The following is a 21,701-nucleotide window of genomic DNA, read 5'->3' as shown; positions in this document are numbered from 1 at the left end:
AGCCCATTTCCACAGGTTTTTCGTATCTGACCAACAAGCAACATCCACCAATAAAACCAAAAAAGGAAAGACTCTGTGGCCGCTGAAATACAAGACAGCCGCTCTGCGCGGTTTGCCCTGCGTTGCTCGAACTGGGCTGAACGCTGGTTCCCCGACTCCTGGGTATTCGCCGCCCTGGCGGTGATGATCGTGACCGTGGGTGCCCTGGCGATGGGTGCCAAACCCACCGATACGGCCAAGGCCTTCGGTGACGGTTATTGGAGCCTGATTCCCTTCACCATGCAGATGGCCTTCGTGGTCATCGGCGGCTACGTGGTCGCCAGCTCGCCGCCTGCGGCCCGCCTGATCGACCGCCTGGCACTGCTGCCCAAGAATGGCCGCTCGGCCGTATGCTGGGTCGCGCTGATCTCGATGATCGCCTCCCTGCTCAACTGGGGCCTGTCGCTGGTGTTCGGCGGCTTGCTGGTACGTGCCCTGGCGCGTCGCACCGACCTGAAGATGGACTACCGCGCCGCCGGCGCCGCCGCCTACCTGGGCCTGGGCGCCGTCTGGGCCCTGGGCCTGTCGTCGTCCGCTGCGCAGTTGCAGGCCAACCCGGCCAGCCTGCCGCCGTCGATCCTGGCTATCACTGGCGTGATCCCATTCACCGAAACCATCTTCCTGTGGCAGTCGGGCGTGATGCTGGTGGCGCTGATGATCGTTTCGCTGATCGTCGCCTACGCCACCGCGCCTGGCCCGAACAGCGCCCGTAGCGCCGAAGATTGCGGCGTCGACCCAAGCTTCACCGCACCGCCTGCACCCAAGCGCACCCGCCCGGGCGAGTGGCTGGAGCACAGCCCGATCCTGATCCTGATGCTGGTGGCCCTGGCCGCTGGCTGGCTGTACCAGGAGTTCGCGACCAAGCCTGCGATCACCGCGATCTCTGGCCTGAACACCTACAACCTGCTGTTCATCATGCTCGGTGCCTTGCTGCACTGGACCCCGCGCAGCTTCCTGGATGCGGTGACCCGCGCGGTGCCGACCACCACCGGGGTGCTGATCCAGTTCCCGCTGTACGGCTCGATCGCGGCCATCCTCACCCAGGTGAAGGGCGCCGACGCTCAGACCCTGGCGCACCATATCTCGGTGTTCTTCACCCAGATCGCCACCCATGACACCTATGCCTTGCTGATGGGCGTGTACTCGGCGGTGCTGGGCTTCTTCATCCCGTCCGGTGGCGGCAAGTGGATCATCGAAGCGCCGTACGTGATGCTGGTGGCCAACGACCTGCAATACCACCTGGGCTGGGCGGTGCAGATCTACAACGCCGCCGAGGCGCTGCCGAACCTGATCAACCCGTTCTACATGCTGCCGCTGCTGGGCGTGCTGGGGCTCAAGGCGCGTGAGCTGATCGGCTTCTCGTTCGTGCAGTTGATCGTGCACATCCCGCTGGTGCTGATATTGCTGTGGGCCTTGGGTACGACGTTGCAGTACACGCCGCCGGTCATGCCGTAAGCGATATGCGTTTGTAGCAACACCAGAAAGGACGGGTTGATCCCCGTCCTTTTTTTCGTTCGGGTGAATTATCGATAACGATTCCTATTGGGGGTTCGTTTTCATATGACTGCCAGTAATCGGCAGCCCATGGATATTCACCCGAACGAACAAGGAGAAAGGCCGCGATGTTTGCGCCCATCAACCGTTCCATGGCCCTGGCACTGGGCCTTTGCAGCACCGTCATCAGCCAGCAGGGCCTGGCCGAACAGCCGCAAGGCAACCCCACCGACGGCGTACTGGAACTTGGCTCCACCGAAATCTTCGCCCAGGGCCTGGGCAGCACCACCGAGCACACCGGGGCCTACACCACCGGCAGCATGAGCACCGCCACCCGGCTGAACCTGTCGATCAAGGACACCCCGCAGTCGGTCTCGGTACTGACCCGCCAGCAACTCGATGACTTCCAGCTCGACACGCTGTCCGAAGCCATGGGTCGGGTCACCGGGGTGACCGTGCAGCGCAACGACTCCGAGCGACCGACGTATTACTCGCGGGGCTATGCGATCAACAATTTCCAGATCGATGGCATGCTCAACACCTTCTCGGGGCTCAAGTCCGATTCTGACACCATCATCTACGACCGGATCGAGGTGGTGCGTGGCGCCACCGGCCTGACCACCGGGGCAGGCGACCCTTCAGGCACCATCGCCATGGTGCGCAAGCGCCCGACCGCGCAATTGGCAGTGAAGAGCGGCGTCAGTGCCGGCAGCTTCGACACCTACCACAGCTACCTGGACGTGGGCGGGCCACTGGCCTGGGACGGACGCCTGCGCGGGCGCACGGTGCTGGCCTATCGCGACAGCCAGTCGTTCATGGGCAAGTACGCCAGCCAGCGCGAGGTGGCCTACGGCATTCTCGAGGCGGACTTGACCGACAGCACGGTGCTTGCGGTGGGCTACGACTACCAGAACAAGCATGTGCAGGGCGCCTCCTGGGGCACGGTGCCTTACTGGAACGCCGAGGGCGGCAAGGCCAACCTGCCGCGCTCGACCAACCTGGCGACGTCCTGGTCGTCCTGGCCGCTCAAGGACCAGACGGTGTTCGTCACTCTCGACCAGCGACTGGCGGGCGACTGGCTGCTCAAGGCGGCCTACACCCATCGGCAAAGCGACACCGACGGCAAGGTGTATTACGGCGGCAATGGCTTCCCGGCGGCCGACCGCAGCGGCATGACCGCCTGGAGCAGCCACTTCGCCGGGGTAGAGAAAATGGATGCGCTTGATTTCAACCTCGCAGGCCCCTACCAGCTGTTAGAGCGCAGCCACGACTTCATGGTCGGCTATGGCGTGTCGGAGCGGCGCAACCAGTCGCCGTTCTTCGCTGGACGTGTCGATGCGCCGGGTTATTCGAATATCGGCGACTGGAAGTACATGGGCGGCATTCCCAAGTTCAGCGACTACGACACCGGGCTCGATTCGTCGCGCTCGAGCACCGAGCAGAAGGCGGGCTACATCGCCACGCGCCTGAACCCTACCGACCAGCTGCATTTTGTGCTGGGTAGTCGCTATGGCAGCTGGAAGAGCCAGAGCAAGTCGTGGAGCTACGACGCCAACCTGGCGCTGACTCGCGCAAGCCGCAGCGAGCAGACCCAGAACGACCAGTGGACGCCCTATGCGGGCGTGCTCTACGACCTGACCGAGCAATACACCGTCTACGCCAGCTACACCGATATCTTCAACCCGCAGACGGTCAAGGATGCCAGCGACCAATACCTGGAGCCGATCGTGGGCAAGGTCTTTGAGGTGGGCCTGAAAGGCAGCCTGTTCGACGAGCGCGCCAACCTCAGTACTGCGGTGTTTCGCAGCAAGCAGGACAACGTACCGGAAATCGACGACTCGGTGCCTCGTGGCCCGAATGGCGAGCAGTACTACAAGTCCGGTGGCAAGGGCGTGGTGGTCGAGGGCTTCGAGGCGGAGCTGGCGGGCGAGGTGGGCGATGGCTGGAGCATGAGCCTGGGCTACAGCTACACCCATGCCGCGCGAGGCGACAAGAGCCGCAAGGACCCGGCCCAGCCGCTGAACCTGGTGCGTTTCTCCAGCACCTATGCGGTGTCAGCGAAATGGACGGTGGGCGGTACGCTCGACTGGCAGAGCAACACCTTCGGCCTCGGCCAGCGCCCGGTGGGGCGTGATGCGGGTGGGCAGATCGTCACCGAGGAGCAGCGCATGAGCCAGCGTGCGTTCTCGGTGGTGGGGTTGATGGCACGCTATGCGTTCGATGAGCACCTGTCGGCGTCGGTGAACGTGAAGAACCTGTTCGATGAGCATTACTACAACAATTTGGGGTTCTATAACGGGGTGTATCACGGGGAGCCGCGCACCTTGATGGTGAGCTTGGACTGGAAGCTCTAGTCCTAATCAGAAACTGCGGCGCCTTCTTCGCGGCGGTTCGGCGCCCCGACAAGCCTGCTCCTACAGGTTCAGCATCGACCCTGTAGGAGCGGCCTTGGCCGCGAACACCGGCGCAGCCGGTGCCAGACACCGCAGTATCAGCTTGCCTGAGTCAACTCAGCCACCAGCGCAGCCAACGCAGCCTTACCCGAGTCATCCAGACCAAACACCGGACGACGCGGCTCGCCCACCGGCAACCCGGTCATGCCCAGCCCCGCCTTGATGGTCGCCGGCAGCCCACCCTTGAGAATGAAGTCCAGCAACGGCAGTTGGCGGTAGAACAGCGCCTGGGCCTTGGCCAGGTCACCGGCCAGCACGGCCTGGTACAGCTGCTGGTTGAGCGCCGGGATCAGGTTCGGCGCCGCAGTGCACCAGCCTTTCGCGCCAGCCACGAAGGCTTCCAGCGCCAGCGGGTTGCTGCCGTTGTAGAACGGTACCTGGCCTTCGCCCAGCAGGTGCAGCTTGTGCATGCGCTGGATGTCGCCGGTGCTCTCCTTGACCATGGTCACGTTGTCCACTTCGCGCACGATGCGCAGGATCAACTCCACCGGCATGTCGGTGCCGCTGGTGGCCGGGTTGTTGTACAGCATGATCGGCAGGTCGATAGCCGCACCGATGGTGCGGTAGTGCTGGACGATCTCTTCCGGGCTGAGCTTCCAGTAGGCGCTGGGCAGTACCATCACCGCGTCGGCGCCGTGTTGCTGGGCGAAGCGTGCACGGCGCACGGCCCCGGCAGTGGTGAGGTCGGACACGCTGACGATGCTCGGCAGGCGCCCGTCGATGTGCTCCAGGCTGTACTGGGCCACCTGCTGCCATTCACTGTCGCTCAGGTAGGCGCCTTCGCCGGTGCTGCCCAGTGGGGCGATGGACTGCACGCCGCCGTCGATCAGCCGGTCGATGGATTTGCCCAGCGCCGGCAGGTCGAGCTGCTCGCCATCCTGGCTGAAGGGGGTGATGGTGTAGCCGATGATGCCGTGGAATTCAGTGGTCATGGTTATAGGCTCCGCAAGCAAGGCATTTAAGGAATCAGTTCAGGCAGTCGGCGTGGGTACGCAGGCACTGCCGGGCGAAATAGTTGAACGAGGCCGAGTGGCGCTTGGGGCGGTCGATCCAGTCGTGGGCTTCGCGGCCCAGGGCTGGGTCGATCGGCTTGATGCTGCCGGCCGACATCGCCAGCAGTTGCAGGCGCGCGGCGCGTTCGATCAGTTGGGCGTAGATGCACGCCTGCTCGATGCTGGTGCCAGTGGAAAGCTGGCCGTGGTGCGACAGCAGGATGGCGCGCTTGTCGCCCAGGGCCTGGCTGATGATCTCGCCTTCTTCGTTGCCCACCGGCACGCCCGGCCAGGCGCCGAGGAAGGCGCAGTCGTCATACAGCGGGCACAGGTCCATGTGCGACACCTCCAGCGGCACCTCCAGCATCGACAGCGCGGCGACGTGGGTGGGGTGGGTGTGGATGATGCAGTTCACGTCCGGGCGGGCGCGGTACACCCAGCTGTGGAAGCGGTTGGCCGGGTTGGCCATGCCTTCGCCTTCGAGCACTTCAAGGTCTTCGTTGACCAGCAGCAGGTTGCTGGCGCTGATTTCATCGAAGCCCAGGCCCAGTTGCTGGGTATAGAAGGTGCCCGGTTGCGGGCCGCGGGCGCTGATCTGCCCGGCCAGGCCCGAGTCGTGGCCGTGCTCGAAGAGAATTCGGCAAGTCAGGGCCAGCTTTTCGCGCACAGTCCACGTATTATCGGCGAGCGAACCTTGCATCTGCGTCAGGGCCTTGCGCACCAGCTGGTCTTTGCTGTCTGTCAGGGTCTTGGCCATGGGGGCTATCCTCTGTGGCTGATGGAGTATCGATGCTTGGCCAGCTCTTTGCTTTGGACGGTGGGGGCGGTCAAGCGAATGACACAAGTGATCCTATATGACACAAGGTGTCATAGGCAATAGCGCTTTTTGGAGAAAATCGCGTCGCATGTCTATCCGCTTGAAACTGCTAAGAAAGAAATTGGGCGTCACCCTGGAGGTGCTGGCTGAGAAGTCGGGCATGACCAAGAGTTATCTCTCCAAGGTCGAGCGTGGCTTGAACACGCCGTCGATCGCCGCGGCGCTCAAGCTGGCCAAGGCCTTGAACGTGAACGTGGAAGAATTGTTCGCCGAGGAGCATGCCGACCAGGCGCGCTACAGCCTGGTACGCCGTAGTGGGCGCCAGGCGTTGGTCGGCGATGGCGCGGGGCCTGGGTATGCGGTGCTGACCTCCCAAGTCGGCCAGCGCAGCTTGCTGCCGTTCATCATCCAGCCACCTCGGGAATTCAGCGACCGCACCTTCAAGGAGCACCAGGGCGAGGAGTTTTTGTTCGTCCATGAAGGCCAGGTGGAAGTGGACTTCATGACCGAGCGGGTGCTGCTGGAGCAAGGCGATGCCTTGCACTTCAACGCACAGACCCCACACCGCCTGCGTTCGGTCGGTGAGCAGCAGGCGCAGTTGCTGGTGGTGGTGCAGGGCGGCGACGAGTGAGGGCCGGGCGGTGATCGAGGCCTCGCGCTTCTGGCGCGACCCGGCCTTGCCCTTCGTCGAGGCGCGGCGGGTGGGTGATGGTCGGCAAGCCTGCTATGGCGCCCATTCCCACGAGAGCTTTTCCATTGGCGTGATCACCGGCGGGCGCAGCACCTACCGCTCCGGCGGGCAGTGGTGCGAACTGGCGGCGGGTGCCACGGTGCTGATGAACCCGGGTGTGGTGCACGCCTGCAACCCCATCGAGGGCGAGGTGTGGTCGTACCTGATGCTGTTTGTCGATATGCCTTGGCTGCGCGAGCGGGGCTTCGTGCTACCGCAGGCTACCCATAGCGTGTCGCCCGCGCTTTACGGCCGGTTGCTGGACGTGTTCGCGGGGTTGTTCGACGACGGGCGGGAAGGGCGCGAGGCCATGCTGGCGGCATTCTTCGCTGACCTACCGGGGTACCTGGACGCAACGCCTGGGGCGCGCCAGGCCCAGCATCCACGACTGGACATGGCGGCAGCCTTCATTCGCGCGCACCGGCTTGACCCGCTGAGCCTGGAAGATATCTGCGCCGCTGCCGGGCTGTCGCGGGCCTACCTGATCCGCGCATTCCGCCAGCGTTTCGGCTTGACGCCCCATGGCTACCTGGTCGACCAGCGGGTGCAGCATGCTCGGGCCCAGTTGCGACAGGGAAGGAGTATCGCCGAGGTGGCGCTGGAGGCGGGGTTCGCCGACCAGGCGCACCTGCAGCGGGCGTTCAAGCAGCATCTGGCGACGACGCCTGGGCATTATCGCCAGGGTTGAGCCATGACCTTAGCCAGCAACCAGATACACCGCACTGGCCACCAACAGCACCGCCAACCCCCGGTTGAACAGGCGCATGCGCCGCGGCTCGGCCAGGTACTGGCTGATCACACTGCCAGCCCAGGCCCAGCTAGCCACCGAAACGAAGCAGATCGGCCCGTAGAGCCAGGTGAACAGCCACAGCAGCTGTTGCTCGCCCCCGGTATAGGCACCCACCCCGGCCACCGCCGCCAGCCACGCCTTGGGGTTGAGCCACTGCATCAGCGCGCCATGCCAGGCTGACGGCGGGCGCTGGTGGTGGGCCTTGCCGAGCTGCCCATCGTCGCTGGCCAGTTTCCAGGCCATGTACAAAAGAAACGCCACGCCGCCCCAGTGCAACAGGCGGCCCAGCAGAGGCCAGCGCAGCAGCAGTTCATGCAGGCCAAGGCCCACCAACACCAGCAGCAGGCAAAAGCCCAAGGTGGCACCTGCGGCGTGCGCGAGGCTGGCGCGCAGGCCGTGGCGCGAGCCGCTTCCCAGGGCAACGATATTGACCGGGCCAGGGGAGATGGAGGCCGCCAGGGCGAAGGCGGCCATGGACAGGGACAGGCTCATGAAAGGTTTCCTTGTGGTCGTTGAATGCCGGTCATCCTGGCTGACCGGCGCGCCTGGGTATTGAAGGAAAGTACCCAAGGCTATTTGTTACAGGTTTTGAAATAGTTTCCCTCTGTCGGTAAAAGCTGCTTCGATTGTAGGATCTACTCCCCATTTTCTTACCAAGGTTTATATGAGCACCTTCGCGGAGCCCCCCAGTTTCTGGCCGTACCGGCCATCCTCCCCCCGTCTTCGTGACGCTTCCCTCGTGAGTACCCGCTAATGGAATGGATAGCCGACCCCACGGCCTGGCTAGGCCTGCTCACGCTTATCATCCTCGAGTTGGTGCTGGGTATCGACAACCTGGTATTCATCGCGATCCTTGCCGATAAATTGCCGCCGGAGCAGCGTGACCGTGCCCGGGTGATTGGCCTGAGCCTGGCATTGCTGATGCGTCTGGGCCTGCTGGCGAGTATCTCGTGGATGGTGACCTTGACCGAGCCGCTGTTCGAGGTGTTCGGCAAGAGCTTCTCGGGCCGCGACCTGATTATGCTGTTCGGTGGTGTGTTCCTGCTGTTCAAGGCCACCATGGAGCTGCACGAGCGTCTTGAAGGGCATGTCACACAGGCGGCGGGCACAGTGCGCCATGCTGCGTTCTGGCCGATCATCGCGCAGATCGTGGTGCTGGACGCCGTGTTCTCGCTGGACGCGGTAATCACTGCCGTGGGCATGGTCGAGCAGTTGTCGGTGATGATGATCGCGGTGATCTTCTCCATCGGTATCATGATCATCGCCAGCAAGCCGTTGACCCGCTTCGTCAACGCCCACCCCACGGTCATCATGCTGTGCCTGGGCTTCCTGATGATGATCGGCTTTGCCCTCACCGCCGAAGGCCTGGGCTTCCACATCCCGAAAGGCTACCTGTACGCCGCCATCGGCTTCTCGATCGTGATCGAGTTGTTCAACCAGCTGGCCCGTGCCCGCCGCAAGCGCAGCTTGCAGCAGCATCGCCCGATGCGTGAACGTACCGCCCATGCGGTGCTGCGTCTGCTGGGTGGTCGCAAGGTGGAGGCCGATGAGGTGGGTGAGGAAATCGCCGACCTGGTCGAAGGTGGCGAGGAAAACGTGCTGTTCGACCGCCGCGAGCGGGTGATGATCAGTGGCGTACTGAACCTTGCGGAGCGGCCGATTCGCAGCGTCATGACGGTACGTGCCGAAGTCGACGCCATCGACCTGTCGCAGTCGCCCGAGGCGATTGCCGAGGCCTTGGCCAACTCGCCGTACTCGCGCCTGCCGTTGATCCGTGACGGTCGCATCGAGGAACCGCTGGGCTTCGTGCACAAGAAGGAATTGCTCAAGGAACTGCTGGGCGGTGGCCAGCCAGACCTTGAGAACCTGTCGCGCAAACCGCTGAACCTGCTGGAAAGCTTCAGCATCCTCAATGCCATGGAGCAGATGCGTGGCCAGTCGACCCACGTGGCGTTCGTGGTCAACGAGTTCGGTGACTTCACCGGCTTGCTGACCCTGACCGACATTCTCGAGTCGATCGCCGGTGAGCTGCCGGACGCCAGTGAGGTGGAAGGCCCTGGGATCGTCGAGCAGGCCGATGGCTTTGTGGTGAGCGGTGCCTTGAACCTCAGCCAGGTCCAGGCACGTACCGGCTTTGCCGCGCGTGCCACCGAGGACTACCAGACCATGGCCGGCCTGGTCATGAGCCTGCTGGACCGCCTGCCTGTGGTGGGCGACCGCCTGGCCTGGAACGGCTGGACCATGGTCGTGGAAGAAGTGGAGGAGCGCCGGGTTCGCCAGGTGCGCCTTACACAGGACGCCGACGCTGACGCAGCAGGTGCTTGATGCCTTCGAGCACCAGCACCATGACTGCGGCCCAGATCGGCAGGTAGGTCAGCCACTGGTCGGGGCCGATGGTCTCGCCCAGCAGCAAAGCCACGGCTACCAGCAGCACCGGCTCGACGTAGCTGAGCAGGCCGAACAGGCTGAACGCCAGCAAGCGGCTGGCCAGCACATAGGCGATCAGGGCGCAGGCACTGATCGCCCCGAGCAGTGGGATCAACCCATAAAGCCCGGGGTGCTCGGCCAGGTCCGCGGCTGACAGCGGGCCCTGTACCACGAAGTACAGGGCCACTGGCAGCAATAGGCACATGTCGCACCACAACCCCCCCAAATGCTCGGTGCCGCAGCGTTTGCGCAGCACGAAGTAGATCGGGTAGCCGATCACCACCACCAAGGTTTCCCAGGCAAAGCTGCCATGTTGGTACAGCTCGTGCCCCACCCCCAGCGCCGCGAAGCCCACCGCCAGTGTCTGCAGGCGTGACAGGCGGTCGCCATACACCAGCCGGCCGGTCATGACCATGGCCAGCGGCAGCAGGAAATACCCCATCGACACCTCCAGGCTGCGCCCATGCAGCGGTGCCCAGAGGAACAGCCACAACTGCACGCCCAGCAGCGCCGAGGTGCCCAGCATGCCCAGCAGCAACGCTGGGGCCTGGCGTACCCGGGCCAGCAGTTCGCCGACGCGCTGCCAGTCTTTGCTCAGCCACATGAACAGGGTCAGGCAGGGCAGTGTGAGCAGGGTGCGCCAGCCGAAGATCTCTTCGCCATCCAGGGGCGTCAACAGGGAGGTGTAGAAATACATCACGGCGAACAGGATGGACGCCATGACGGACGCGAAAATGCCTTTTGACACGCAGACCTCGGTAGCAAGGGGTAGGGGTGGAGTCAGCCGGGCATGATCGCAGTGGGCGTGACCTGCGGCAACCCGGAGGCGGCAGGCGGGGCCGCGAGAGCGTGCAGGAAGTCTGCCAGTGGCATTGGCCGGGCGTAGAGGTAGCCCTGCTGGAAATCCACCTGGTGACGCGCCAGGTAGTCACGCTGCACCTCGGTTTCCACGCCTTCGGCGACGATGCCCAAGTTCAGCTTGCCCGACAATTCGATGATGCTGTCGAGGATGTGCTGGGACAGCGCATCGCTACCGATCAGGGCAACGAAGCTCTGGTCGATCTTCAGGTAGTCGACCTTGAACTGGCGCAGGTAGTTGAGGCTCGACTGGCCGGTGCCGAAGTCATCGAGGGCGATCATCACCCCCATGTCATGCAGCTTTTCGAACAGCTCGAGGGTCACGGGCGTGGCCTCGATCAGCTTGCGCTCGGTGAGCTCGAGGGTGAGTACCACGCGGCCGGAGGGGAAGTGCTGGAGGAAGGTCTGGCAGTCGTCGAGCAGGCTCAGGTCGCGGCAATGGTCGGCGGTGATGTTGATGCCGATGTGAAAGCCATCCTCCATCAGTGCAGCGTAAGGGGCCAGGCCTTGGGCGGTGTGCAGCATCAGCGCGCGGGTCATGGCGACGATCTGCCCGCTGTGCTCGGCATAGGGAATGAACAGGTCAGGGCGTACCAGGCCTTCGCGGGGGTGTTGCCAGCGCATCAGCACCTCGGCACCGGCCCAGCGGTAATCGCCCTTGCGCACCACTGGCTGGAAGTACGGCAGGAATTCGTCGGCCTCCAGTGCCCGGTCTAGTTCGGCACGCGGCGACGAGGCGCGGCGCAGTTGCCAGCGACAGGCCACACCGGCCGCCAGGCCGAGGCCCAGCAGCAGGCTGAGCAGAGCCGGATAGTGGCTGTGCAGCACTTGGTGGGCCTTGCCTTCGGGGTAACCGCCTTGAATGGTGAACGGGTAACGGGCCGAGGTCAGCAGTGTCGGGGCGCTGGCGGCGGGCGGCGGTACGCCGCGATGCACCACGCCTTCCCTGTCCATCCAGTGGGTGCCGACCTGCAACTGCAGCACTTCATCGTCACCGATCAGGCGCAGGGCGGTGATCAGGTGGTCGCCATCGACCGTGGCAATCGCACCGGCGGCGCCGTTGCCGGTACGCAGTACCAACAGTGGGTGGCCTGGGGTGACCGAGTTGCCGTCCATCAGCCAGAGTCGGCCTGCCACGTAGTCGCTGTCGACCACAGGTTCCTGGTAGTCGCCGAACAGCGAGCTGCAATACAGGTTGTTGTCTTGAGACAGATTGGTCGAGCGTACGAAGGCATTGCGCGTGACCTGCTCGCGCAGGGCCAGCACCACTTCGTTGCAGGGTTTGCCGGCCAGGGGCAGCAGGGCCTGGGACGCCGTGGAGAGGCTGTCGAGAATGTGCTCGACATAACGTACCACCTGTTGTGTGGTGGCCTGGCTGCTGGCGCGCAATTCGCGCTCGATCTGCCATTGCATGATCGCCAGGCCGCACAGCAAGGGAAGTGTCCCGACCGCCCAAGGCAGTAGGGTTTGCCAGTTCCAGCGGGATTTGCGTTTAACCGAGAGGGGCATGCTGACCTAGACTTGATGAACCATAGCCTGCAAAGGATAGCCGTTTGTCGCCTTATAGGTATGGAGAACTAACGCGCGACAAAGTTTTTTACGCACTATAGAATCGCATTACGAATACAAGAATAAGATCCCCGCATTGGGTGGATCATTCCCGGCAAAAAATGGGCTCATATGGCTTACCAAGGCTTCAAAGTGCTGATTGGTGACTTCCTTTCCCGCAGTGTGAGGGGCATTCCTTGCGCTCCACCTTTCCTGTTCGACATCCAAAGCATGTGACATAGGTTTTTTACCGCTGCAGATGAGGACACGAACATGGCTGATCTTTACGAAAACCCGATGGGCCTGATGGGCTTCGAATTCATTGAACTCGCATCGCCCACCCCTGGCGTGCTGGAGCCTGTGTTCCAGGCCTTGGGCTTCACCAAGGTGGCGACCCACCGCTCCAAGGATGTGCACCTGTTCCGTCAGGGTGGCATCAACCTGATCCTCAACAACGAACCCAAGAGCATTGCGTCCTACTTTGCCGCCGAGCATGGGCCTTCGGTGTGCGGCATGGCGTTTCGCGTGCGTAACGCCCATGAAGCCTACGCTCGCGCCCTGGAACTGGGCGCCCAACCGGTGGAGATCGAAACCGGGCCGATGGAGCTGCGCCTGCCGGCGATCAAGGGTATCGGCGGTGCACCCTTGTACCTGATCGACCGTTTCGAGGAAGGCAGCTCGATCTACGATATCGACTTCACCTTCATCGAAGGCGTCGACCGCCACCCGCCGGGGGCAGGCCTGAAAGTCATCGACCACCTCACCCATAACGTCTATCGCGGGCGTATGTCGTACTGGGCCGGCTTCTACGAGAAGCTGTTCAACTTCCGCGAGATTCGCTATTTCGATATCAAGGGTGAGTACACCGGCCTGACCTCGAAGGCGATGACCGCCCCTGATGGCATGATCCGCATTCCGCTCAACGAAGAGTCGTCCAAGGGTTCCGGGCAAATCGAAGAGTTCCTGATGCAGTTCAACGGCGAGGGCATCCAGCATGTGGCCTTCCTCACCGACGACCTGCTCAAGACCTGGGATGCGCTGAAGGGCATGGGTATGCAGTTCATGACCCCGCCCCCCCAGACCTACTACGAAATGCTCGAAGAGCGCCTGCCTGGCCACGGCGAGCCGGTGGAGCAATTGCAGGCGCGCGGCATTCTGCTGGACGGTGCGTCTTCGCCGGGCGACAAGCGCCTGCTGTTGCAGATTTTCTCGGGAACCCTGCTGGGGCCGGTGTTCTTCGAGTTCATCCAGCGCAAGGGTGATGATGGTTTCGGCGAAGGCAACTTCAAGGCGCTGTTCGAATCCATCGAGCGCGATCAGGTTCGCCGTGGGGTGTTGAACGTCGAGTGATGTCATGTGTGGCGCCACCCCTTACCGGGTGGCGTCATGGATGGCCTTCTTGCGGCTGCGAAACAGGCCCCAGTAGATGAAGGCGGAGGTCAGCAGCCCAACCAAGGCGAGCGAAGGCAGGGTTTGCAGGGTTGCCTGGAGCAGTTCCTGCTGGCGGTAGCCCGCAGGGAAACCGACCTTGACGGTATAGCCATATTTCGTCGAGGCCTCGCTCTGGAAGTATTCCGCCTGGGAGGGCCGTTCGGCAGAGCGGCTGTCTCCGGCGCTCCACAGGTAGTTATCGCCGAATTCCAGCAGTAGCACCAGCCCGCTCTGAAAACCATTCAGTTCGTTACGCAGCTTGACCCCATAGGCGCTGGCGCTCACCCCCGGGTTCTTGTCTGGCAAGCGGTATTCCAGTATGGCCTCGTTGGGGACGGTGGGTACGCCGAAGTCCAGCTTTACATGTTCTCCTGGCGCGAAGTTGGGTGAGTGCAGGGCGAAGGCCGAGGCACTGCTGCAATAGGCTTGGCCGTCCTGGGTCAGCGACAGCGAATGCAGGTGGGGGCTGCGCAACACCAGCCCTTTCAGCTCGTCTTGCACGGCACGGCAAGGCTTGCCACTCAGCGGCAGCGCCTTCAATGTTGTCTGGTTGACATCGTCCAGGGCCCGATCGATGACGAACAGCGCTTCCTGTAGGGAGGTGCTGGAAACCTGTTCCAGTTTCTTGTCCAGCTGATAACCCATCACCGCCAGGCCGGAGGTGATCGGCACCAGGCCGACCGCAAGGGTCATCAGTACTTCCAGCAAGCTACGTCCCGCATGCGTGGATCTCAGCATGGCCATCCCGCTCCCAGTGTCCGCTTCATCGTGGTGGACAGCGAGGGTAGCGATACTTGCCTGGGTGAGCTGTAGGGCGGTGCTTCTGTCGCTGAAGGACCCGGGGTAAATAACTGCGGGAGTTTTACTTGGCGTGCAACTGCACCAGCACCTGCTCGGCCACCTGGGCGGTGGAGGCCGGGTTCTGTCCGGTGACCAGGCGGGCGTCGGTCACGACGAAGGGTTGCCAGGGGTCTTCATGCTTTTGGTATTGGCCACCTCTGGCCACCAGTTCGGTTTCGGTCAGAAATGGCACCACATCGACCAGCTCGGCCAGTTTCTCCTCGATATTCGAGAACCCGGTCACTTGCCGCTGCCTGACCAGCAAGCTGTTGTCGCTGAGCTTCACGTTGAGCAGCCCGACTGCGCCATGGCACACCGCAGCCACGACCCCACCGGCCTCATAGATGCGTCGGGTGAGCTCATGCAAGGCTGGGTTGTCGGGAAAGTCCCAGAGCACGCCATGCCCGCCGGCGTAGTAGATTGCGCAGTAGTCATCGGCGCGTACCTTTCCAGGTGCCAGGGTGTTGCCCAGGCGGTTCATGAACCGCTTGTCGTCATACCACTGCCAGTCCTGTTCGGTTGCCATTTGCAGGCTGTGCGGGTCGATGGGTACATAGCCGCCGCTGGGGCTGACGAAGTCCACCCCATACCCTGCCTGCTCGACCTTTTCGACGAAGTGCACGGCTTCGCCAAACCACAGGCCGGTGGCGCGCTTGAGGGTGGGGTACTTGGCCGTGTTGGTCAGCACCACCAGGATCTTGCTCTTCATCGCCACGCTCCCTTCGACTGATTTAGCCCGACATTCCGGGCGGGCAGGCAAACGTAAAGAGCATAGCCGCAGTTACCTGGGATGCCATGCGCGGCGGGCCTTGCGCCCGCTGGCCGAGGGTTGGCGTCAGTGTTCGCCGAGTATCTGCGCTACACGTTGGCGCAGGTTCGACAGTTCGAAAGGTTTGCACATCAGTTGCATGCCGGGGCCCAGGAAGCCTTCCCGAGACATCGCGGCCTCGGCGTAACCGGTAATGAACAGCACCTGCAAGTCAGGGCGCAGCGTGCGTGCGATTTCCGCCAGTTGTCGCCCGCTGGTGCCCGGTAGGCCGACATCGCTGATCAACAGGGCGATCGCTTGTGGCGAGCGCAGGATCGGCAGCGCCTCTTCGGCATCGCACGCGGTATGGCAGGTGAAGCCGTCCTCGCTCAATGCCTGGTGCAGCAGGGCGCGTACATGGGGGTCGTCCTCGACCACCAGCACCTCGCGACCGCTGCTGGCCCAGGCAGTGGCTTGCTCGCCAAGTGGCTGCGCGCTGTCGATGAAGCGCGGCAGGTACAACTCGACCCGCGTGCCACGGCCTATCTGGCTGTGCAGCGTCACATGGCCGTGGGACTGTTTGCTGAAGCCATAGACCATCGACAGGCCGAGGCCGATGCCCTGGCCTACGGGCTTGGTGCTGAAGAAGGGTTCGAAGGCGTGCTCCTGGACACTTTCGGGCATACCTTGGCCGTCATCGCTGATGCTCAGTTGCAGATAGTCGCCACTGCTCAGGCCGCCACCGGCGAAGTCATTGGCATCGATATGCAGGTTGTGGGCTTCTATGCACAAGCGCCCCCCGCTGGGCATGGCCTCGCAGGCATTGAGCAGCAGGCTCTCCACGGCATCGCGCAATTGCTGGTCGTCAGCGTCCACCGGCCACAGGCCGTTAGGCAGGTGCACCTGCAAGCGGATCGAATCGTTGAGGCTTTGCCTTAGCCGTTTGGGTTGTAGCAGCTGGCGCAGGTCCACGGACTGGCTTTGCAGCGACTGGCGCGATGAGAACGCCAGCAGCCGGTGGGTCAGTCGCGCGGCGCGGGCGACGGCTTCCTGGCCCCGCTCCAGCAGCGCTTCGATGCCCTGCGTCTTACCCTGCTTCAGGCGCCTGTCGATCAGCTCGAAGCTGCCGCCGATGCTGGTCAGCAGGTTATTGAAGTCATGGGCGACCCCGCCAGCCAGCTGGCCGATGGCTTCCATCTTGCGGGTGTGATGCTGCGCCTGCTCATTGGCCAACTGTTGCAGCAACTGGTTCTGCTGGGCCAGGCATTGCTGGTCGAACTGATCGCGGGCCAGGTACTGGCGACGCCGGGCGCGCAGGGCTTGCGCCACCAGCATCAATAGTTGCGCATCCTCGAACGGGTAGGGCAGCAGCGACAGGTTGCCCAGGCGCTCCCTGGGCGGCGCGCGCTCGGGGGCGGGGATCGGGGTGAGCAGCAGCACCGGGAGGTCGGACCACACCGGCTGCTGGTCGATGAATTGCTGTAGCGCCGATTGCTCATCGTCTGCCAGCGCCTGCTCGGCGACGATCACCAGGCCAACGCCTTCGTTCAGCCACTGGCCCAGGTGCAGCACATTGCTGGTGCAACGCCAGCCGATGCCCGCACCAGACAGCAAGTTTGAGGCGACAGTGCCCATCGACTCGGGTGCGAGGATCAACGCACGCTCATCAAGGGAAAGCGAACCCGCCAAGACGATTCTCCCGTGGCTTGAGCCAGTCGTGTATCGACCTGGCTTATCCACTGGACCACAGCGCTGCGATCAGGGTTCAACCAAGCTGTACAAGACTTTTACAAGCCCTGCTGAAGCAGCGGATCGTCAGGGTTTTGCCGCTCGAGTTCGGCCAGCAACACCTGGACGTTCTGCAGTTGCCCGGTTTCCTTCCAGTACTGGATCAACAACACCCGTGCCCGACGGTTGGCGGGCTGTTGGTCGAGCAGTGTCTGCAGCTGTTTCTGCGCCGCCTCGACCTGTTCGAGGTCGTGCAGGGTAACCGCCAGGGTGTAGCGGTAGTCGGTGTTGTCCGGTTCCAGCTCGGCGGCGCGGGAAAAGGCCAGCAAGGCGTATTCCTGCTGTTCGTGGCGGGTCAGCCAGAGGCCCAGCTGGTATTGCAGGAAGGCCGAGTCGGGGTTCTGCGCCAGGGCCTTGGCCAAGACTTCGCGAGAGGCGTCGTGCTGCCCCTGGCGTTCCAGCAGTCGCATTTGGGTGACCAGTGCGTCAGGCCTTGCCGGCTCGCGCGCAAGGCTGCGTTGCAGGGCGAGGGTAGCCTGGGGGTAATCGGCTTCGTGCAGGTAAAGGCGGGCCAGGTGCACTTGCGCCTCGGCATCCTCAGGCTTGAGCGCCAGGACTGCCTGGTATTGCTCCAGGGCCTCCTGCAAGGGCCGGAAGTACAGGCCGATGGCGTCCGGGGCCAGGCCTACGAGGGCGTCGACGGCGGCGAAGCGGACGCTTTGCTCGTCGTCTTCCAGCAATGGGCCGAGCACCAGGCTGCGTTGAGCCGGGGGCACCAGGCGGCGGATGCTTGAAAGGGCGGCGCGGCGTACCAAGGGGTCGGCGTGCTCGAGGTCCAGGCGAGCCAGTTTCAGGGCCTGGGGCGACGGGTAGTTGGGCAGTTCGTCGTAAAGTGCCGCGCGGCGGATTGGCGGTAGGTCGTCGCGTTGCAACTGTTGATAGAGCACGCGCGCAGCGCCGGGCTGGCCGTCATGGGCCTGGCGCAGGGCCTTGGCATAGCTGTGGGGTGGCAACACCGGTTGCGTGGCTTGCGGGGTGCGCCACAAGTAACTGATGGACCCTGCCACGGCAAGTGCCAGTAGCAGGGCGATCAGGTAGCGCTGACGTCTGGGCATCGGCAGGTCCGGGGTGGCATGAGCGGCAGAGCTTGGGGCAGGTGCCCTGCAAATGCAACCGATCCACCCTGGTCCGGGGCCGCTGTGCGGCCTCGGACCCGCCACCCACTCAGGTCACGTCGACCAGGACGATTTCGCTGTCTTGCACGGCGGTGACCGTGAGCAGCGTTTCCTGCTCGATGGCGAGCCCATCGCGGGCCTGGACCTGGAGCCCATTCACTTCCACCAAACCCTTGGCAGGTACCAGGTAGCCGCGACGCCCGGCGTCGAAGCGGTACTGCGCCGTTTCGCCAGCCCTCAGGGTAGCGGCCGACAAGCGGGCATCGGTGCGAATACGCAGGCTTTCTTCGTCGCCTGCACGGCCGCTGGCCAGGGTCACGAAGCCTTCGCCGCGTTCACCTTTGGGGAATGGCCGGGTACCCCAGGAAGGCGCCTCGCCGACCCGCTCAGGAATGATCCAGATCTGGAACAGACGGGTGTCGACCTTCTCCAGGTTGTACTCGCTGTGCACGATGCCGGTGCCTGCGCTCATCACCTGGACGTCGCCGGCTTCGGTGCGGCCTTTATTACCCAGGCTGTCCTGGTGGGTGATAGCGCCTTCCCGGACGTAGGTGATGATTTCCATGTCGCGGTGCGGGTGCGGTGGGAAGCCGCTGCCGGCTGCGATCAGGTCGTCGTTCCACACCCGCAGGTTGCCCCAGTGGGTGCGTGCCGGGTCGTGGTACTCGGCGAACGAGAAGTGGTGGTGGGCGTCCAGCCAGCCGTGATTGGCATGGCCCAAGGTATCGAAGGGGCGAAGTTGCAGCATGATCTGGCTCCTCAGTGCGTTTGGAATGGAGCCATAGTGCCTGTTTCAAATATCGAAAATAAGCGTAAATATCGGCTTAAAACAATCTAATTATTGGATTTGTTTGGGTGTGTATCTGCATTCGTTTCATCGCCTAATTCACTGATCTGAAAGCATTAGCTGGTGCTTTTTGCTGGATGAGGCGAACATGGCCCGCTGATTCGCAAACGCAATGGAGTAACCGTGCCGCCCAAGCTTCCCCCCACTTCACTGTCGTGGTTGCAACGCCTGGTTGTGCGCATGGTGGGTGCCGACCCAGCCCGTCTGCAGGCAGAAGCGCTGCGCCAGGCCTATGAGCGTGGGCTGGCGGATGGCCAGAAGGCTGCAAAAAAACGGCGTCAGCCCTCAGCCCCCAAACCCTCGGCGCCTGCCCAGGTGGACGCGGATGACCTGCTGTTCGATGACTGGCGACTGCCACTCACCCCAGCGTTGAAAAAGCGCTTCAAGGCGGATGTCACCCAGCGCCTGGCTGCCGATGCGCACCCCAGTAGTGCGCAGTGGAAGCTGATCTTCAGCGACACGCCGTCGACCTGCGTGGTCGCGGGCGCCGGCGCTGGCAAGTCGACCTCACTGGTGCTGCGCCTGTTGTTATTGCACCACTACCTGGGTTTCGAGCTGGACGCCATGACGGTGGTGACCTTCACCCGTGAGTCGCGCAAGGACTTCATCCGGCGCCTGCAACAGGTCTTCGCCCTCTGGCAGCTTGACTTGCCAATGCCCCAGGCACGCGAGCTGGTGCGTACCTTCCATTCGCGGATCCTGCCCATGCTGCGCAGCCTGCCTGGCCATGCCCAGACGCGGGCGTTCGAGGCGCTGGGCAGCGAGGCGCCAGGCCAGGCTGGCGAGGCCGATGACAACCCCTTCGACCTGCGCCTGAACGACACCCAGCGCCAGCACATGAACCTCTGCTACCGCGACCTGCTGCGCAGCAGCCCACGCTTTGCCGAGCTGGTCGCCGCGATGCGCCGCGAAGCCTTGCAGCTCAAGCCCCTGGACCCGGACCACCCGGATGTGCAGAAGCGCGTGCAAGTAACCCAGTTGGCCGCGCAGCGCGACGAGGAGCTGTGCGATGTGATCGAGGACCTGTGGTTCGCAGCTGGCGCGTGGCCCATGCCCGGCATCACGCCCTGCCGGGAAACCGTGACCATTCGCGGCAGCCGTTTCCATGTGCATGGCCGCCTCGAGGGGCTGGATGCTTGGGTGGTGCTGGGCTTCGATCCCTCTGAAAGCGCCCAGTATCAACGCCCTGGCGCCAAGCTATCGGTGCGTGCTGAGTGGGCTGTGAAGCGCACCCTGTTTCAAGCTTTCTGCAATAAACCACTGATATGGTTGGATAACTATGGGGCGGCGAAGCGCCTTTCGGCCACGTTGGCCGGCGATGCCGTGGCCGGTCCTGGCTTCGAATACAAGGTCAAGGGCGAGCTGGCCGCCACACCGCTGCTCGATGCCTTCGTGGGCGCTGCGGGCTTCATCGAGAACCTGGGCCTGGATGTCGGTGAGGCCGTCGCGGGCATGCGTTTCCCGGCGGATGACGGCGATGCGGCGTTCTTCGAGGCCCTGGCACTTTACTGGAAGGCCTTCGAGGCTTACCTGCAGGCCCAGACCCCGCCGGTGATGACCTACAACCGCATGTTCGCGCACTTCGGCGAGCGTAGCCCGGAAAACCTGCAACAACTGCCCGCTGCACTGTTGCGCCCAATGGCGCACCTGCTGATCGATGAATTCCAGGATGTCTCACCGCAGGTCGTCAGCTGGCTGCGCGCAAGCCTTGCGGAAGTTCGCCGGCGCGGCGAAGCCCTGCATGCGGGGCGCAGCGCCGTGCACAGTTCGGTGATGTGCGTGGGTGACGACTGGCAATCGATCTACGGCTGGCGGGGCAGTTCGCCACACTACTTCATGGCCTTCGCCGAAACCTTCCCGTCACCGGCCAATACCCAGGTGATGCTGGTGGAGAACTACCGCAGCCAGCAGCACATCATCGATGCCGCCGAGCACCTGGTCAAAGGCGCGTCGGCCATTCGCGGCAAGAAGGCCAAGGCCGCGGGGCAGGCGGCGACACTTGCGAAAGTGCCGGTGAGGGTGTTCGAGCGTGATGAGGCAGCGCTCGGGCGCACGCTGGTCGAACATTACCAGCAGGGCGATTCAGTGATGATGTTGTATCGAAAAAGCTCTGATAAAGCATTGATTTCTGAGCATATATCTTCTGTTGTTAAAGTGGATTCCAGATTGCCTGCGCCTCAGCGTCGGCTGCGTGAGCTCACCTATCACAGTGCCAAGGGCTTACAAGCCGATGTGGTGTTCCTGCTTGGCGACTGCCAGTACCTGACGAGCTCGCCCTACAAGAACCAGGTGTACCGCATGGCGGGTGTCGGTCGAGCCGACGATACGCAGCCGTTCGATACCGCGCAGAAGGAAGAGGTGCAGCGCTTGGCCTATGTCGGGGTGACCCGGGCGATCAAGCACTGCTACTGGCACGTGGAGCCCAGCGATGGCGAGGCAGCCAAGCTGCCCCGCGCATCCAGCCGGGTCGAGGGGGAATTGCCGTGCTTCGAAGACCTGCGCGAGCGCTAGTCGTTGACGTCGTTGCTGGTGGTCAGCTCCAGCAGCAGTTCATCCTCGGCGCGTTGCCGGGCAGCGCCAAAGCGTTGCCAGGCTTGCAGCAGGGTCTGCTCGTCGAGGTCAGGGTCCAGCGGTAGCATCGAGCCATCTTCGCCAAGCGGGCTGTTGCCCAAGGCATCGGCCAGGGCTTGCACGATGTCCGCGGGTAATGGGCCTTGGCCGTCGTCGTGCAGCCCAGCGAGGTAGTCGGCACCCGCAGCCCGGTACGTCGGCATCTGCGCTTTC

At 63.3% G+C, this 21,701-nt stretch carries 18 protein-coding genes; 7 read left to right on the top strand and 11 right to left on the bottom strand.

Going from position 1 to position 21,701, the window contains the following annotated elements; translation table 11 throughout:
• The first annotated feature begins 75 nt into the window (after window positions 1-75).
• Both ACQKPE_RS00785 and ACQKPE_RS00780 read left to right on the top strand, forming a co-directional pair.
• A complete protein-coding gene (locus ACQKPE_RS00785; protein WP_427662870.1) occupies window positions 76-1,494 on the top strand; it encodes a short-chain fatty acid transporter in 1,419 nt (472 codons plus the stop codon).
• Window positions 1,495-1,661: 167 nt separating this feature from the next.
• The gene (locus ACQKPE_RS00780; protein ID WP_427662869.1) at window positions 1,662-3,887 is read left to right on the top strand and encodes a TonB-dependent siderophore receptor; all 2,226 of its coding nucleotides are present in this window, start codon (window positions 1,662-1,664) and stop codon (window positions 3,885-3,887) included.
• A gap of 137 nt (window positions 3,888-4,024) precedes the next feature.
• Here the strand turns inward: ACQKPE_RS00780 and ACQKPE_RS00775 are convergent, their stop codons facing one another.
• Window positions 4,025-4,918 (bottom strand): dihydrodipicolinate synthase family protein, encoded by an 894-nt coding sequence (locus tag ACQKPE_RS00775; protein WP_427662868.1) that lies wholly within the window; start codon window positions 4,916-4,918, stop codon window positions 4,025-4,027.
• Window positions 4,919-4,952: 34 nt separating this feature from the next.
• Window positions 4,953-5,735, bottom strand: coding sequence for an aldolase (locus ACQKPE_RS00770; protein ID WP_427662867.1), 783 nt, complete (start codon window positions 5,733-5,735; stop codon window positions 4,953-4,955).
• A gap of 148 nt (window positions 5,736-5,883) precedes the next feature.
• Between ACQKPE_RS00770 and ACQKPE_RS00765 the strand changes: the two genes are divergently transcribed.
• Window positions 5,884-6,426: a helix-turn-helix domain-containing protein gene (locus ACQKPE_RS00765; RefSeq protein WP_427662866.1), complete on the top strand. Its 543-nt coding sequence runs from the start codon at window positions 5,884-5,886 to the stop codon at window positions 6,424-6,426.
• A gap of 10 nt (window positions 6,427-6,436) precedes the next feature.
• A complete protein-coding gene (locus ACQKPE_RS00760) occupies window positions 6,437-7,213 on the top strand; it encodes a helix-turn-helix domain-containing protein (RefSeq protein WP_427662865.1) in 777 nt (258 codons plus the stop codon).
• A gap of 9 nt (window positions 7,214-7,222) precedes the next feature.
• On the opposite strand, the gene ACQKPE_RS00755 is transcribed toward ACQKPE_RS00760, so the two are convergent.
• Window positions 7,223-7,807, bottom strand: a complete 585-nt coding sequence (locus ACQKPE_RS00755) for a LysE family translocator (RefSeq protein WP_427662864.1) — start codon at window positions 7,805-7,807, stop codon at window positions 7,223-7,225.
• A gap of 261 nt (window positions 7,808-8,068) precedes the next feature.
• On the opposite strand from ACQKPE_RS00755, the gene ACQKPE_RS00750 reads away from it, so the two are divergent.
• On the top strand, window positions 8,069-9,640 hold the full coding sequence (locus ACQKPE_RS00750; RefSeq protein ID WP_427662863.1) for a TerC family protein: 1,572 nt from the start codon (window positions 8,069-8,071) through the stop codon (window positions 9,638-9,640).
• Here ACQKPE_RS00750 and rarD read toward each other — a convergent pair.
• Both rarD and ACQKPE_RS00740 read right to left on the bottom strand, forming a co-directional pair.
• Window positions 9,603-10,490, bottom strand: a complete 888-nt coding sequence (gene rarD / locus ACQKPE_RS00745; protein ID WP_427662862.1) for an EamA family transporter RarD — start codon at window positions 10,488-10,490, stop codon at window positions 9,603-9,605. The two genes, ACQKPE_RS00750 and rarD, sit on opposite strands and share 38 nt — an antisense overlap.
• 32 nt (window positions 10,491-10,522) lie before the next feature.
• Window positions 10,523-12,109 (bottom strand): EAL domain-containing protein, encoded by a 1,587-nt coding sequence (locus ACQKPE_RS00740; RefSeq protein ID WP_427662861.1) that lies wholly within the window; start codon window positions 12,107-12,109, stop codon window positions 10,523-10,525.
• A gap of 312 nt (window positions 12,110-12,421) precedes the next feature.
• Here ACQKPE_RS00740 and hppD point away from each other — a divergent pair, with 312 nt between their 5' ends.
• Window positions 12,422-13,498, top strand: coding sequence for a 4-hydroxyphenylpyruvate dioxygenase (gene hppD / locus ACQKPE_RS00735; protein WP_427662860.1), 1,077 nt, complete (start codon window positions 12,422-12,424; stop codon window positions 13,496-13,498).
• A 21-nt stretch (window positions 13,499-13,519) separates the two neighbouring features.
• On the opposite strand, the gene ACQKPE_RS00730 is transcribed toward hppD, so the two are convergent.
• The 5 genes from ACQKPE_RS00730 to ACQKPE_RS00710 form a co-directional block, all read right to left on the bottom strand.
• Complete coding sequence (locus tag ACQKPE_RS00730) at window positions 13,520-14,317, bottom strand: CSS-motif domain-containing protein (protein ID WP_427662859.1); 798 nt, start codon at window positions 14,315-14,317, stop codon at window positions 13,520-13,522.
• Between the two features lie 124 nt (window positions 14,318-14,441).
• Window positions 14,442-15,128 carry a type 1 glutamine amidotransferase domain-containing protein gene (locus tag ACQKPE_RS00725; RefSeq protein WP_427662858.1) on the bottom strand — a complete coding sequence of 229 codons (687 nt, stop codon included), beginning with the start codon at window positions 15,126-15,128 and terminating at the stop codon, window positions 14,442-14,444.
• 126 nt (window positions 15,129-15,254) lie between these two features.
• Window positions 15,255-16,856: an ATP-binding protein gene (locus ACQKPE_RS00720; protein ID WP_427662857.1), complete on the bottom strand. Its 1,602-nt coding sequence runs from the start codon at window positions 16,854-16,856 to the stop codon at window positions 15,255-15,257.
• Window positions 16,857-16,954: 98 nt separating this feature from the next.
• On the bottom strand, window positions 16,955-18,010 hold the full coding sequence (locus ACQKPE_RS00715) for a tetratricopeptide repeat protein (RefSeq protein WP_427662856.1): 1,056 nt from the start codon (window positions 18,008-18,010) through the stop codon (window positions 16,955-16,957).
• A gap of 109 nt (window positions 18,011-18,119) precedes the next feature.
• Window positions 18,120-18,818 (bottom strand): pirin family protein, encoded by a 699-nt coding sequence (locus ACQKPE_RS00710; RefSeq protein ID WP_427662855.1) that lies wholly within the window; start codon window positions 18,816-18,818, stop codon window positions 18,120-18,122.
• A gap of 279 nt (window positions 18,819-19,097) precedes the next feature.
• Here ACQKPE_RS00710 and ACQKPE_RS00705 point away from each other — a divergent pair, with 279 nt between their 5' ends.
• Window positions 19,098-21,428 carry a UvrD-helicase domain-containing protein gene (locus ACQKPE_RS00705; RefSeq protein ID WP_427662889.1) on the top strand — a complete coding sequence of 777 codons (2,331 nt, stop codon included), beginning with the start codon at window positions 19,098-19,100 and terminating at the stop codon, window positions 21,426-21,428.
• Here the strand turns inward: ACQKPE_RS00705 and ACQKPE_RS00700 are convergent.
• Complete coding sequence (locus tag ACQKPE_RS00700) at window positions 21,425-21,691, bottom strand: hypothetical protein (RefSeq protein ID WP_427662890.1); 267 nt, start codon at window positions 21,689-21,691, stop codon at window positions 21,425-21,427. The genes ACQKPE_RS00705 and ACQKPE_RS00700 overlap by 4 nt on opposite strands.
• Window positions 21,692-21,701: the final 10 nt, after the last annotated feature.

This window comes from Pseudomonas sp. NPDC089554 (genome assembly GCF_050280645.1).
Lineage (GTDB): Bacteria > Pseudomonadota > Gammaproteobacteria > Pseudomonadales > Pseudomonadaceae > Aquipseudomonas.
The sequence above is the reverse complement of the archived record's forward strand: the minus strand, read 5'-3'. Positions and strand labels throughout refer to the sequence as shown.

What these genes read in the sequence shown, in the direction of transcription:
- ACQKPE_RS00780 (WP_427662869.1), top strand. Translation starts at nt 1,662, where the DNA reads ATGTTTGCGCCCATCAACCGTTCCATGGCCCTGGCACTGGGCCTTTGC.
- ACQKPE_RS00775 (WP_427662868.1), bottom strand. Translation starts at nt 4,918, where the DNA reads ATGACCACTGAATTCCACGGCATCATCGGCTACACCATCACCCCCTTC.
- ACQKPE_RS00770 (WP_427662867.1), bottom strand. Translation starts at nt 5,735, where the DNA reads ATGGCCAAGACCCTGACAGACAGCAAAGACCAGCTGGTGCGCAAGGCC.
- ACQKPE_RS00765 (WP_427662866.1), top strand. Translation starts at nt 5,884, where the DNA reads ATGTCTATCCGCTTGAAACTGCTAAGAAAGAAATTGGGCGTCACCCTG.
- ACQKPE_RS00755 (WP_427662864.1), bottom strand. Translation starts at nt 7,807, where the DNA reads ATGAGCCTGTCCCTGTCCATGGCCGCCTTCGCCCTGGCGGCCTCCATC.
- ACQKPE_RS00750 (WP_427662863.1), top strand. Translation starts at nt 8,069, where the DNA reads ATGGAATGGATAGCCGACCCCACGGCCTGGCTAGGCCTGCTCACGCTT.
- ACQKPE_RS00740 (WP_427662861.1), bottom strand. Translation starts at nt 12,109, where the DNA reads ATGCCCCTCTCGGTTAAACGCAAATCCCGCTGGAACTGGCAAACCCTA.
- hppD (WP_427662860.1), top strand. Translation starts at nt 12,422, where the DNA reads ATGGCTGATCTTTACGAAAACCCGATGGGCCTGATGGGCTTCGAATTC.
- ACQKPE_RS00730 (WP_427662859.1), bottom strand. Translation starts at nt 14,317, where the DNA reads ATGCTGAGATCCACGCATGCGGGACGTAGCTTGCTGGAAGTACTGATG.
- ACQKPE_RS00725 (WP_427662858.1), bottom strand. Translation starts at nt 15,128, where the DNA reads ATGAAGAGCAAGATCCTGGTGGTGCTGACCAACACGGCCAAGTACCCC.
- ACQKPE_RS00715 (WP_427662856.1), bottom strand. Translation starts at nt 18,010, where the DNA reads ATGCCCAGACGTCAGCGCTACCTGATCGCCCTGCTACTGGCACTTGCC.
- ACQKPE_RS00710 (WP_427662855.1), bottom strand. Translation starts at nt 18,818, where the DNA reads ATGCTGCAACTTCGCCCCTTCGATACCTTGGGCCATGCCAATCACGGC.
- ACQKPE_RS00705 (WP_427662889.1), top strand. Translation starts at nt 19,098, where the DNA reads ATGGTGGGTGCCGACCCAGCCCGTCTGCAGGCAGAAGCGCTGCGCCAG.
- ACQKPE_RS00700 (WP_427662890.1), bottom strand. Translation starts at nt 21,691, where the DNA reads ATGCCGACGTACCGGGCTGCGGGTGCCGACTACCTCGCTGGGCTGCAC.